Source organism: Halomonas sp. OfavH-34-E (assembly GCF_024124525.1).
GTDB lineage: Bacteria > Pseudomonadota > Gammaproteobacteria > Pseudomonadales > Halomonadaceae > Halomonas > Halomonas litopenaei.
In genome coordinates, this window is the sequence record NZ_JAMXRY010000079.1 from 1 (window position 1) to 12,873 (window position 12,873).

A 12,873-nucleotide genomic window follows, 5' to 3' on the forward strand; every position below is an offset into this window, starting at 1 on the left:
GAGCGGCAGATCGCCAAGGTCAGTCGCAAGGTGCTGCGTGAGCGGCTCGCCAGGCGCGGGCGCGAGAGCGTCGATCAGATCGAGGCGCGCCTTGCGCGCCACGCCGAGGTGGAGGCCGAACTCGAGCGCTGCCATCCGGCACTGGATCGCGTCGACAACGGTGGCAGCCTGGACGAGAGCGTCCGGGCGCTGGAGGCGATCATCGCCTCCCGCCACTGACGGAGCCGGCGTCGAGCCTGTCGGCGCCGGCCTTGTGTCGATCGCCGACTACAGCGGCAGTGCGTACCACCTCACCAGCGCAAGCGGCTTGTGCCCCTTGCTTCAGCTCGGAGACTTCCATGGAGTTTCGCTTCAACGGCACCGGAGACAGCGCCCAGGTGCCTCGCTTCGGCTGCGACTGTCGCGCCTGCACTCGGGCCAGGGTGTTCACCAGCCATCAGCGTGGCCCCTGCTGCGCCGAGCTGAGCGTGGACGGCCGGCGCTACCTGCTCGACGCCGGGCGCATGGACCTGGCCCATAGCTGCGAGCTGGAGCGTCCCGCCGCCTTCTTCGTCACCCACTACCACGCCGACCATGTGCAGGGGCTGTTTCACCTGCGCTGGGGGACCGGCACGTCGATCCCGGTCTACGGCCCCAAGGACCCCAACGGCTGCGCCGATCTCTATCGCAACAGCGGCATCCTCGACTTTCAGCCGGGGCTCAAGCCGTTCAAGCCGCTGGACTTCGACGGGCTGACGGTGACCCCGGTGCCGCTCAATCACAGCAAGCCGACCCTCGGTTACTGCCTGGATGATGGCGGCACCCGCCTGGCCTACCTGACCGACACCCAGGGCTTGCCCGGCGCCACCGAGCGCTTTCTGCGCCAGTGGGACGCCGACGTCGTCGTGCTCGACGCCTGCCACCCGGCCAGCCAGCTCGAGACGCGCAACCACAACAGCATCACCCAGGCGCTGGAGATCATCACCCGGCTCGACCCGCCCCGGGCCTATCTCACCCACATCAGCCATGAACTGGACGCCGAGCGTCTGGACCAGCCGACCCCCTTGCCGCCCAAGGTGCGCATCGCCCGGGATGGCGAGACGTTGGAGGACTGGGATCGCCTGGACGCCGTCTGCTAGGGCTTGCAGGAAAAGTGTCTGCGCTCGGTAATACGGCATTAAAAATCGGCTGGTGCGACAGTCCGGTCAAAGTGCTCATTTACGCCTCGTAAACTGCGCTGTCTCACCGATTTTTGCCTTGTCTAACCATCGCTCGCCGGCTTTTCGTACTAAGCCCAGGCAAGGCGTTGCTCCAGTTGCGGCCTTGGCTTCCTTCATGCTGACTTATCTGCGAGAGCACCCCTGATCATGTCCGATATCCCCACGCCGTCTGTGTCTGACGGCTCCTTATCTTGTGACTCGCCCAGTGGCTCACCCAGAGACTCATCCAGCGCGCTGGCCCAGCCGACGTCCCCGCGTCTTTCCGAGCGGCCCAACGTCGCTACCGACGCTCGCCTGCACCACAGTGAGCTTGGGCGCTTCACCGAGGTCGGCAGTCGCTGCGTTTTCAACCATGTCAGTCTCGGCGACTACAGCTATATCGAGCGTGACGGCGACGTCATGTTCGCTACCATCGGCAAGTTCACCTCCATCGCCGCCAGCGTGCGCATCAACCCGAGCAACCACCCTTGGTGGCGGCCGACCCTGCACCACTTCAGCTATCGCCCCGGCAAGTTCGGCTTCAGCGACGAGGCCCTCGACGGCGAAGTATTCGCCTGGCGCGAGGCCGACCGGGTGGTTATCGGCCACGACGTCTGGATCGGCCACGGCGCCATCGTGCTGCCCGGCGTGACCATCGGTCACGGCGCCATCGTCGGCGCCGGCAGCGTGGTGACCAGAGACGTGCCGGCCTACCACATCGTGGTGGGCAACCCCGCCCGGGTGCTCAGGCCACGCTTCGACGACCCCACCATCGCCGAGCGCCTCGAGCGCCTGGCCTGGTGGGACTGGCCGGACGAGCGTATCAAGGCCCATCTGAAGGGCTTTCAAGGCAACGTCGAGGACTTTCTGGCCGAGGCGGAGCGGGGGACATCCAGGTAGGGACAAGAGGGGCAGGCGGTGTGGGGGAGGCTTCATGACCCCTAGTCGGTTGGACATTGACGTTATAGGGCGCCGACATACGCCAGCGACTTTGCTGAATTGAAACGATTGATGACGCTTTGATGGCAGCGTTGTGAATCGCCGCCTAGCTTTCCTGAATCGTCGGGGGGAGCGCTCGAGCAGTGGCCAGGGCTCGCAGATTCTCTCCGGCTCTGTCGGCGACCGACCCTGCTCAGGAGTGCCCCTTTTGATCCACCGCCTCTTTTCCCCAGTGCAGCGCCCCCCGACCCTGACGGAGGCGCTGGTATCGCTGATCGCCCTGGTGGTCGGCATCGGCGTATCCATCGTCGTCTACGGGCTCGATCCGCAGATTCCCATGTTGCTGGGGGTGATCGTGGCAAGTCTGGTGGCGCTGCGCTGCGGCTACCGCTGGGACGATATCCAGGAAGGCATGGTGCGAGGCATCCACAACGCCCTGCCGGCGCTGATCATCCTGATGGTGGTGGGGGTACTGATCGGGGTGTGGATTCAGGCCGGGGTGGTGCCGACGCTGATTTCCTATGGCCTCAAGCTGCTGTCGCCGACGATCTTCCTGCCGGCGGCGGTGGTCATCTGCGCCATCTCGTCGCTGGCGACCGGGTCGAGCTGGGGCACCTCCGGCACCCTGGGGGTGGCGCTGATGGGGATCGGCGGCTCGCTGGGGATTCCGCTGCCGCTGGTGGCCGGGGCGGTGCTGTCCGGGGCCTACTTCGGCGACAAGATGTCGCCTCTGTCGGATACCACCAACCTGGCACCGGCCATGGCCGGTACCGACCTGTTCACCCATATCAAGCACATGTCCTACACCACCGGGGTCAGCATTGGCCTGACCCTGGTGATCGAGATGGCGCTGAGTCTTTACTACTCGGGCACGTCCGGCGGGCTCGAGCGGGTCGAGGTGATGCAGCAGACCCTGGCGGCGCACTACGTCATCAACCCGGTGCTGCTGCTGCCGCCCTTGCTGGTGCTGTTCGTATCCTACAAGCGGCTGCCGGCGATACCCGGCATCACCCTGGGGGTCATCGCCGGTGGTCTCTGTGCGCTGGGCATGCAGGGGGCCGACTACGCTGAACTGATGCAGGTGGCCTTTGGTGGCGTGACCTCCGATACCGGTGTCGAGGCGGTGGACAGCCTGCTTAGTCGCGGCGGCCTGAACTCGATGTTCTACACCATCAGCCTGGTCATCGTGGCGATGATGTTCGGTGGGGTCATGGAGCGTACCCAGCAGCTCAGGACCATCGCCGAGACTATTCTGAAGGCGGCAAGGACCCGGGGCTCGCTGATCCTGTCCACGGTGCTGACGTCGATCGGCGCCAATGTGGTGCTGTGCGATCAGTACATGGCTATCGTCATGGGCGCACGCACCTACGCCGAGGCCTACCGAGAGCGGGGACTGGCGCCGGAGAACCTGTCCCGGGCGGTGGAGGATTCGGCCACCGTCACCGCCAATCTGGTGCCCTGGAACTCTGGCGGCGCCTACCAGGCGGCGACGCTGGGGGTCGCGACGATTGCCTATCTGCCGTTCAACTTCTTCTGCTGGCTGTCGCCGCTGGTCACCGTGCTCTACGGCTACACCGGCTGGACGATCAAGCCGCTGGCAGCACCCGAGGACGACGCCACGCCAGCGGTACCAGGCGCCAAGGAGTGAAGACAGCGCCAAGGGAGCGGTAGCGCGGCCGCCCGGCGAGAGGGGAGGCGGGACGGGGTTATCCAGTGACCGCCTCCATTGCCGCCGGTACGTCAAGGATCAGTGGCTGATCATCCAGGGGCGCGCAGACGGAAAGGTCTTGTGACCGTCGGCGGTGTAGAACAGCCTGGGCTTGTCTCGCGGTCGATGCCGGCAGCCGCCGTCCTGCTCGCTTGCGTGGTTGCCGTGGCGTGGCTCATGGGCCGCGCGTTCATTTCTGTCCATGGCCTGACGACGCTCCGGCGCCATGTCGAGCAGCCCCGGTGACACCAGCAACACCCTTGGTGCCAGGTCGCCGCACTCTGGGCAGGGCTGGGTATCGCCGCTGGCATCCATCGCGACCAGTTCATGAAACAGACCGTGCGCAGGGCACTTGTAGTCGTAGACGGGCATCTGTCAGCTCCTCCTCAATGGTCCTTGTCCGATGTCTGGTCCGAGGCCTTGTCGGGCGCCAGCGGCAGGTCCTTGCCGTCGACCTGCTTCGTCGGGCCATCGGCACCGGGCTTGATGTCGAAGTCGAAGATATCGGTGGGTAGCCAGAGCGTGGCGCAGGCGTTGGGCACGTCCACCACGCCGCTGATGTGGCCCTGGGCCGGCGCGCAGCCGAGCAACGAATAGGCCTGGGAGCGGCTGTAGCCGAACTTGGTCAGGTATTCGATTGCGTTGAGGCAGGCCTGACGGTAGGCGATGTGAACGTCGAGGTAGTGCTGCTTGCCCTGCTCGTCGACGGAGATTCCCTCGAAGATCAGGTAGTCGTCGTAGCGCGGAGCGATCTTCGACGGCTTGAAGATGGGGTTCCTGATGCCGTACTTGGCCATGCCGTCCTTGATCAGCTTGACCCTCAGGTGAATCCAGCCGGCCATCTCGATGGCGCCGCAGAAGGTGATTTCTCCATCACCCTGGCTGAAGTGCAGGTCGCCCACCGACAGTCCCGCATCCTTGACGTAGACCGGGAAGTACACCGTCGAGCCGCGAGACAGGTCCTTGATATCGCAGTTGCCGCCGTGCTCGCGTGGTGGCACCGTGCGGGCACCCTCGGCGGCGGCGCGGTCGCGGGCATCACCGTTTAGCTTTCCCATATGGGCGGTGTCGGCGTAGGGCAGGTTGACCAGGCCCGGCACACGGTCAGGGTCGCTGTCGTAGAGCGTCTTTTCGCGTCGGTTCCACTCCTCGAGCAGGGACCGGGACGGCAGGGTGCCGATCAGGCCGGGATGGATGAGTCCGGCGAACTCGACGCCAGGAATGTGGCGAGAAGAGGTCATCATGCCGTTGAAGTCCCAGATCGACTTCTGGGCCTGGGGGAAGTGCTCGGTCAGGAAACCGCCGCCGTTCTGCTTGGAGAAGAAGCCGTTGAAGCCCCACTGGCTGTCGCCAAAGGCACCGATGTCGAGGATGTCGACCACCAGCAGGTCGCCGGGCTCGGCCCCTTCGACGCCCACCGGACCCGACAGAAAGTGCACCTGGGAAAGGTCCACGTCGCGCACGTCCTCGGCGCTGTCGTCGTTGTGGATCTGGCCTCCGGTCCAGTCGTGACACTCGATGATGAAGTCGTCGCCAGGCTTGACCATGGCGGCCATGGGGATGTCCGGATGCCAGCGGTTGTGCACCTGGGCGTTGTCGTAGGGGGATTGGTGCAGATCGATCTTGATAAGAGTATCGGCCATGATGCGCGTGCTCCCGTGAAGACGATAAACGAGTGACCCCGTGGTCGACCCGTGACTTCACTATCGGAAACATTTGCTCGACTCACCATGAGGTGGGCCAGGTGATGCCTGGATTGTCACGTCTGTGGCTTCGGGAGGTATGCCGGAAAGCGATCCCACAGCTCGATCTGCGCCTTGGGCATGGCAGGCTGGAGACGAATGGCACCGAACTGGCAGGGCAGGTCGCGTCAAGGCGACACAGGTCAGGAGCTACACCGGAAAGTCGTGCTGGCTGCCATCCGCCAGCTCGATGGTCAGGCTGACCTTTCCACCGATGGCTTCGACATAGCGCTTGATGGAGCTCAAACGCACGTCCTGGCCGCCTTTTTCCAGTCCTGCGATGGTGGGTTGCTTGACGCCCAGCGCATCCGCCATCTCGCGCTGGGTCATCTCCGCCAGTTTGCGAATGTCAGCGATCCTGAGCTCGAGCAGCATGGCGTCGGCTTTCTTCCTGGCTCTTTCGACGAGCGCTGGATCTTCGCGGGAGATCAGCGTCTCCAAATCTGTGGCCATGGGGTTGCCTCATTTCAGTGAGTTCAGATGGGCTGTGTATTCGCGGTCCGCTATCGCGATCATTTCAGCGTAAAAGCGCTTGTTGCCGCTCTTGTCACCCGCGCACAGCAGAATACCTGTCCGCTGAGGATCGAAAGCGAAAAAGGCGCGTAGCGGTTTTCCCTGGCTCTGAATTCTCAGTTCCTTCATGTTGCGGTGGATTGAGCCACTGACGGTATCGGCGTATGGCCGAGTGAGAGCCGGTCCTCTTTCCTGCAGCACCAGAATGGCCGCCAGGACGTTCTCCCTATCGGCCTTTCCCAAGGAGAAGTACCACCTCTCGAAGATTTCTGTCTGCGCTATCCGCCACATGGTGGCCCTTCTCCAAATATAGCTCAATGGCTATATAGGCTAAAGCCTATTTTTTTGTAAGCTCAGATGCATCGGTCATGACGTGCGAGCCCCATGAAGACGATAAACGAGCGGTCCCGTAGTCGACCCGTGGCTTTACTATCGGAAACGATCGCCCCGTGGGCTACAAGACAGGCCATTTGCGCCTAGATTGTCAGACCCTGTGCCAAGACACCTGACGCAAGAAGCGAAAAAAGGCGCCACCTGCGGTAGTAACCTCAGGTGGCGCCTTTGGTCAGGTCTGATCGACGATCAACCCATCAAGAGATCAGCGATGGCAGCGTCGGTCTGCCGGTCTACTGGTCCCACTTCGGTGCGAAATCGGGGCTGGCGACACGCTCGCCCCTATCCAGCTTGGCGATGGCGTCCATGTCCTCCTGGGACAGCTCGAGCTTCAGCGCCTCGAGATTGCTCTTGAGGTTCTGCTCCTTGGTCGAGGAGGGGAAGGTCGGGATACCGAGCTGGTTGAGCCAGGCGATGGCGACCTGGGCCGGATTGGCGCCATGCTTCTCGGCGATGGCCTTGAGCGTCTCGTCCTCGAGCACCTTGCCCACGGCCAGCGGCATGAAGGCGGTGGGGATGATGCCGTGGCGTTCGCAGTGGGCGATCAGTTCGCGGTTCTGCAGGAAGGGGTGGACCTCGATCTGGTTGGTCAGGATCTCTCCCTTGCCGAGGATATCCACCGCCTGATCGATGTGCGCCTTGGTGAAGTTGGACACCCCAATGTGGCGCGCCTTGCCGGCGTCCTTCACTTCCTTGAGGGCGGTCAGGTAGTCGCGCATGGGGACTTCATCGTCCGGCGACGGCCAGTGGATCAGCAGCAGGTCGACGTAGCCGGTGCCCAGCTTGGACAGGCTCTCCTCGACGCTTGCCTTGAGTGATACCGGATCCAGACGATCCCACCACACCTTGGTGGTCAGGAAGATCTCGTCGCGGGGGACCGAACTCGCTTCGATGGCGGAGCCGACCTCGGCTTCGTTGCCGTAGAACTGGGCGGTATCGATATGCCGATAGCCAAGCTTCAGCGCGGTGGTGACCGCGTGACGCAGGGTGTCGCCCGTCAGGCGAAAGGTACCGAGACCGGGGTTGGGGATAGGCTGAGACATCTTGGCTCCATTGTCGTGGCGAGGCCCGCACAGCGGGACCCTGGATTCCTTTGTCACCGGCAGGCCGGTGTTTTGCCGATACGTGCTTCGATGTGTCGTTAATGACATGCGGGGAGACCCTTGCGACTTCAAGGGGTCGTCAAAAAAATTTAGCAGGCGAAGCAATGATGCGACAGCCACGAGGCTCTCCCGTTCGCTCGGTGGCTGTCGCGTGACGCGGGTCGCGGGTCGCGGGCTTCAGGCGCTGGCCAGGCGAGCGGCGCGACGCTGATCGAGCCTGCCGGACAGTCGGGTCAGCACCAGCGCCGCCAGCACGATGATGGCGCCGATCCAGGCGGTGTCGGTCAGCGCGAGGTGCGTGACCACCTGGCCTCCGACCACCGAGCCCAGCGCGATGCCGATATTGAAGGCAGCGATATTGAGCCCTGAGGCCACGTCCACCGCTTCGGGTACATAGCGCTCGGCCAGCTTGACCACGTAGACCTGCAGGCCCGGCACGTTACCGAAGGCGAAGGCGCCCCACACCAGAATCGTCAGCACCGCGGCGACCGGGTGGACGGCGCTGACGCTGAGCACCAGCAGGATGGCGACGAGTCCGGTGAAGATCAGGGTCAGGGCGGGGATGGGGCCGAGACGGTCGGCCAGCCTGCCGCCATAAAGGTTGCCGATGGCCACCGAGGCGCCGTAGACCAGCATGATCAGGCTGACCATGGACGGCGCGAAGCCGGTGGTCTGCTCGAGGATCGGGGCGAGGAAGGTGAAGGCGGTGAAGGTGCCGCCGTAGCCCAGGATGGTGATGGCGTAGACCAGCAGCAGTCGCGGATGGGTCAGTACCTTGAGTTGCTGGCCCAGCGTCGCCGGAGCCGAGCGCTTGAGGTTGGCAGGAATCAGCAGGGCGCTGCCGATCAGGGCGAGCGGGCCAAGCGCCGAGACCACCAGGAAGGTCGCGCGCCAGCCGAAGGTCTGGCCGATCCAGGTGCCCAGCGGCACGCCGGTGACCAGCGCCACGGTCAGGCCGGTGAACATGATGGCGATGGCGCTGGCTTCCTTGTCCTTGGCGACCAGGCTGGTGGCAATGGTGGAGCCGATCGAGAAGAACACGCCGTGGGCGAGGCCGGTCAGTATGCGGGCGGTGATCAGTGAACCATACCCGGGGGCCTGCCAGGCCAGTAGATTGCCGGCGATGAACAGCGTCATCAGGCCGAGCAGGACCCACTTGCGATTGAAGCGGCCGGTCAGGGCGGTCAGTACCGGTGCCCCTACCGCGACACCGGCAGCGTAGAGGCTGACCAGCAGTCCCGCAGAGGGCAGGCTGACGCCCAGGTCCTGGGCGATGGTGGGCACCAGTCCGACGATGACGAACTCGGTGGTACCGATGGCGAAGGCGCTGAGGGTCAGCGCAAATAGCGCGATGGGCATCTGTTTCTCCTGTAGAGATGGCGTCGTCTCGGGAGACGACTTGACGACGCGGAGTCTGGGGGAGGAGACTTTTGCGATAAACGCGTCTAATCGAGAAACACCTTTGTCGCTATCGAGACAATTGCGCGCTAAACAGAAACGAGATAAACAGAAACGAACTGAACAGTGCCGAACCGAACAGGAACCGCAACGATGAAGACCCGCTCAGAAGATCTGGAACTGCTGCTGGCGGTGGTCGATAGCGGCGGCTTCAGCGCCGCGGCGTCGCGTCTGGACGTCCCGGTGGCGCGGGTCTCCCGGGCGGTGCAGCGCCTGGAACAGCGCCTCGAGGTCCCGCTTTTAAACCGCACCACGCGAAGCGTCGCCCTGACCGATGAAGGCTGTCGCTTTATCGAGCAGGTGCGCGTCGGGCTCGAGCGCTTGATCGCCGCCGAAGAGTCGCTGGCGCTGGGACGCGGCGAGCCCCGCGGGCGCCTGCGGGTGGATGCCGCCAGCCCCTTCGTGCTGCACCAGCTGGTACCTCTGGTGGGAGAATTTCGTCGTCGCTATCCCGGTATCGAGCTGGAGCTCTCCGCCAGCGACGGCATCATCAATCTGCTTGAGCAGCGTGCTGACGTGGCCATTCGCATCGGTGCCCTGGCGGACTCCACTCTGCATGCCCGGTTGCTGGGGCGCTCGCGGCTGTACCTGGTGGCGAGCCCCGCCTATCTCGAGCGGGCCGGACGGCCAGCCTCGGTGGCGGAGCTGGCCGATCATCAGCTGATTGGCTTTCTCGCCCCGACAGCGCTTAATCGCTGGCCGGTGGAGGGCCTGGATGAGGAGATCACGCCCACGCTTGCGACTTCCAGCGGCGAGGTGATGCGAAACCTGTGCCTGGCCGGGGAGGGCGTCGCCTGCCATTCGAACTTTATGGTGGGCGATGATATCGCCAGCGGACGCCTTGAGGTCATCCTGCCTGACGCCATGCGCCACGGAGGTCCCCGGGAACTGGTGCAGGCGGTGTACTACCGCAATACCGCCCTGTCTGCCCGCATTCAGGCGTTTCTTGATGTCATCCAGCCCAGGCTGCGGCTGTAGTAAGGGAGCGTCGGAGCTGACTTCGTCCAGGCTTGAGATACCGCAAGGTGTTTCAGAGTAGTCCTGGCTGCACGAACGGACTTAGCGTAGAAAGAAGGTGGGGTGGATGTCTTCTAAGGGGGGAAGGGATGCCTGTTAATTTCGACAGTTTGGAGAAGGGCGAACGCTATGAGCGCCCACAACTTGCCGAGCATTGGGGATTTAAGAGCTTCCAAGCAATATCTCGAGGCGTAGTAACGCCCAAGGAAAGCAAGTTTATCGTGCTTTTCGTCACCAAGGAAAAACAAAGCGCACTCACCCAGTACCATGACCATATTGAAGGCAGTAGGCTCTACTGGGAAGGCGAGCGTAAGCACGGGTCCGACAGTCGTATCGTTAGCGCACACAGCAATGGCGATGAGATCCATCTGTTCTATCGTGATATTCACCACTCGCCGTTCGAGTACTTTGGCGAAATTTTTCTTGAAGAATTTGAGCTTCTCGAAGACTCCCCAAGTCGCTTTGTTTTCACCTTGCACGATACCGTCGAGCAAAACCCTTTCATTGATGTGGAGGCCCATAGTGAAGAACTTGAAGGCTTAGAAAGCACTGAGCGCCAAGCCATCGTTTCTAGCCGAGTGGGTCAAGGCGCTTTTCGCGCAGGAGTCATTTCACTATGGCGAGGCTGCGCAGTCACCGGTGTTAAGAAATGCGATTTTCTCAGGGCATCACATATCAAGCCATGGCGGGATAGCTCTAATACTGAACGTCTTGATCCCATGAATGGGCTGCTCCTTACTCCTACATTGGATCACCTGTTTGATGCGGGTTTCATCTCTTTCGATGATGGTGGCCAGGTGTTGATTAGTTCGGAATTGAGTGAGGATGACGCTCGATTGTTGCATGTGGATCGTGATATGAAGCTATCGAAGATTCCTGCAAGAGTGAGGCAGTATCTTCGCTATCACCGAGTTAAGGTGTTTTTCGGGGAGTAGAAAGCTCTCGTCTTCTTGAAGGGTCGGGGGCCTCCTTTATTCGGTGTGGGTGGTGTTGTAGGAAGGTGTTGACGCAGAGACTTGATTTGAAAAACCAAAGTCGACACCACCGCCCTGCTGGACTAATTCTTCTACCTCGCCTGCACCTCGGCAAACCGATGCCGAAAGCGCTGAACAAACTCCTCGGCCAGCCGCGACAGCGGCTGGTCCCGGGGTGTCAGTAGGTAGAAGGTCTCGGTCAGGGGCTCTTGCAGCGGTAGCGCAATGCTGTCGCTGCCGCCCATGGCGCGGGCGTTGAGGGCGTCGACGATGGCGATGCCTGCGCCCTGGCCAACCAGCCGGGTCGCCTGCAGCGCCAGCGACACCTCCAGCCGCGAGCGCGGCGTCACGCCTCGCTCGGCCAGGGCACGCTCCAGCGTCTGGCGGCTGGGGTCTCCCGGTTCATAGTGGATCAGCGTCTGGCCATCGAGATCCTCAAGGGCGATGCTTTCGTGCCTTGCCAGCGGATGATCCCGGGGCAGCAGGCAGACGCTATCGAGGGTGAAGGCTGACGCACCAAGGCGCTCGTCCTGGCCGCCCAGCAGGGAAAAACCGATCTCCGAGCGCTGGGTGACCACGTCTTCCACCACTTGCTCGGAGCGGAAGGTGGACAACCGCAGGTGCTGGTCCGGGTGATCCTTGGCCATCCCGGCGATGACGTCCGGGACAAAGGTCAGGCCGAGCAGCGGCATGGCGCTGATGCCGAGCCCGCCAAGCTCGCGCTGGCGAATCCGCCTGGCGCTGTCTCTGAGGTGCTCGAGTCCCTGCCACAGGCGCTGCTGTTCGCGATAGAACAGGCGCGCCTCCGGCGTCGGCACCAGACGTCCCTTGATCCGCGAGAACAGCGCAAAGCCGAGGTCGTGTTCGAGCTGCTTCAACAGCCGAGTGACGCCTGGCTGGGCGATGCGCATGCGGCTGGCGGCGGCGGTGACGCTGCCGCTGTCCATGGTGTGTTGAAAGGCCTGCAACTGGCGGTCACTGAGCCGGGGGCTGTCCATCGCTGTCCTCCATCGAAACCTCCACTGAACCCACCCATCAGCCCTGCATCCAGCCCTGCATCGAAAGGAGCCATAACATCAGGGCATGGGTTTGCCATTGATTGGTATTGGATCGTATGGGATGTGGGTTCTATCGTCGAGTCATCGGCAATCGACGGCTAGGGGTCCAAGGCTTCCATGGCACACGAGGTAATGATCATCGGCGGTGGTGTGGTCGGCATGGCGGTGGCCTACGGTCTTGCGCGCCGTGGCCGTCGCGTCTGCGTTCTCGATGAGCACGATACCGCCCTCAAGGCCTCCCGGGGCAACGCGGGCCTGGTCTGGGTCCAGGGCAAGGGCGCCGGCATGCCCGCCTATGCGGCGATGTCGCTGGCCTCGAGTCGAGCCTGGCCGAGATTTGCCGGCGAGCTTGGCGAGCGCACCGGGGTGGATCTGGAATTCGAGCAGCCCGGAGGCGTCGATCTGTGTCTTGACGACGACGAGGTGCGTAAGCGTTGCGCCGAGTACCAGGCACTGTACGACGCACCCTGGGCCCGAGAGGCCGGCGTGCGCTGGGAGTACCTGGAAGGCGAGCGGCTACAACGGCTGCTGCCGGGCCTTGGCGGCGACGTCCCGGGGGGCATCTGGACACCCCACGACGGCCACTGCAATCCGCTGTTTCTGCTGCGCGCACTCTACAGCGCCTGCCAGGCGCTTGGCGTGGACGTACGGCCTCATCATCCGGTCGCCTCGATCGACCCCGGTGAGGCGGGCTTTGTTGCCCACACCGCCCGTGGCGTCGTGTCTGCCGAACGGCTGGTACTGGCCTGCGGACTGGGGGCGGCGCGGCTGGCACCGCCGCTCGGGCTCT

The 12,873-nt window shown here is 63.2% G+C and carries 13 protein-coding genes and 1 pseudogene; 7 read left to right on the plus strand and 7 right to left on the minus strand.

Translation table 11 applies throughout. The features are described from left to right. The 4 genes and pseudogenes from NH448_RS22120 to nhaC form a co-directional block, all read left to right on the plus strand. Nucleotides 1-219: pseudogene (locus NH448_RS22120) on the plus strand (hypothetical protein); the annotation flags it as partial. Between the two features lie 119 nt (nucleotides 220-338). Further along, nucleotides 339-1,118, plus strand: coding sequence for a phosphonate metabolism protein PhnP (phnP, locus tag NH448_RS22125; RefSeq protein ID WP_045994231.1), 780 nt, complete (start codon nucleotides 339-341; stop codon nucleotides 1,116-1,118). A 228-nt stretch (nucleotides 1,119-1,346) separates the two neighbouring features. Beyond that, entirely contained in the window at nucleotides 1,347-2,078 is a 732-nt protein-coding gene (locus tag NH448_RS22130; RefSeq protein WP_083970507.1) for a DapH/DapD/GlmU-related protein, read from the plus strand. 247 nt (nucleotides 2,079-2,325) lie between these two features. Further along, a complete protein-coding gene (gene nhaC, locus NH448_RS22135) occupies nucleotides 2,326-3,765 on the plus strand; it encodes a Na+/H+ antiporter NhaC (protein ID WP_204248967.1) in 1,440 nt (479 codons plus the stop codon). A 99-nt stretch (nucleotides 3,766-3,864) separates the two neighbouring features. Here the strand turns inward: nhaC and NH448_RS22140 are convergent, their stop codons facing one another. From NH448_RS22140 to NH448_RS22165, 6 genes are all read right to left on the minus strand, one after another. After that, a complete protein-coding gene (locus NH448_RS22140) occupies nucleotides 3,865-4,197 on the minus strand; it encodes a zinc ribbon domain-containing protein (RefSeq protein ID WP_045993676.1) in 333 nt (110 codons plus the stop codon). A 14-nt stretch (nucleotides 4,198-4,211) separates the two neighbouring features. Further along, the gene (gene fmdA, locus NH448_RS22145; RefSeq protein ID WP_045993675.1) at nucleotides 4,212-5,468 is read right to left on the minus strand and encodes a formamidase; all 1,257 of its coding nucleotides are present in this window, start codon (nucleotides 5,466-5,468) and stop codon (nucleotides 4,212-4,214) included. 249 nt (nucleotides 5,469-5,717) lie between these two features. After that, nucleotides 5,718-6,020, minus strand: coding sequence for a helix-turn-helix domain-containing protein (locus NH448_RS22150; protein WP_045993674.1), 303 nt, complete (start codon nucleotides 6,018-6,020; stop codon nucleotides 5,718-5,720). 9 nt (nucleotides 6,021-6,029) lie between these two features. Further along, nucleotides 6,030-6,371 carry a type II toxin-antitoxin system RelE/ParE family toxin gene (locus NH448_RS22155; protein ID WP_045993673.1) on the minus strand — a complete coding sequence of 114 codons (342 nt, stop codon included), beginning with the start codon at nucleotides 6,369-6,371 and terminating at the stop codon, nucleotides 6,030-6,032. A 335-nt stretch (nucleotides 6,372-6,706) separates the two neighbouring features. Next, nucleotides 6,707-7,516: a 2,5-didehydrogluconate reductase DkgB gene (gene dkgB, locus NH448_RS22160; protein ID WP_045993672.1), complete on the minus strand. Its 810-nt coding sequence runs from the start codon at nucleotides 7,514-7,516 to the stop codon at nucleotides 6,707-6,709. Between the two features lie 237 nt (nucleotides 7,517-7,753). Further along, nucleotides 7,754-8,935 (minus strand): MFS transporter, encoded by a 1,182-nt coding sequence (locus NH448_RS22165; protein ID WP_045993671.1) that lies wholly within the window; start codon nucleotides 8,933-8,935, stop codon nucleotides 7,754-7,756. A gap of 192 nt (nucleotides 8,936-9,127) precedes the next feature. On the opposite strand from NH448_RS22165, the gene NH448_RS22170 reads away from it, so the two are divergent. Together NH448_RS22170 and NH448_RS22175 are read left to right on the plus strand one after the other, a co-directional pair. Next, complete coding sequence (locus NH448_RS22170) at nucleotides 9,128-10,012, plus strand: LysR family transcriptional regulator (RefSeq protein ID WP_222569673.1); 885 nt, start codon at nucleotides 9,128-9,130, stop codon at nucleotides 10,010-10,012. A gap of 128 nt (nucleotides 10,013-10,140) precedes the next feature. Then, nucleotides 10,141-10,986, plus strand: a complete 846-nt coding sequence (locus tag NH448_RS22175; protein WP_222569672.1) for an HNH endonuclease — start codon at nucleotides 10,141-10,143, stop codon at nucleotides 10,984-10,986. 131 nt (nucleotides 10,987-11,117) lie between these two features. On the opposite strand, the gene NH448_RS22180 is transcribed toward NH448_RS22175, so the two are convergent. Beyond that, a complete protein-coding gene (locus NH448_RS22180) occupies nucleotides 11,118-12,023 on the minus strand; it encodes a LysR substrate-binding domain-containing protein (protein WP_253029479.1) in 906 nt (301 codons plus the stop codon). 177 nt (nucleotides 12,024-12,200) lie between these two features. Here NH448_RS22180 and NH448_RS22185 point away from each other — a divergent pair. Continuing rightward, a partial coding sequence (locus NH448_RS22185) for an FAD-dependent oxidoreductase (RefSeq protein WP_253029480.1) occupies nucleotides 12,201-12,873 on the plus strand: 673 nt, incomplete at its 3' end.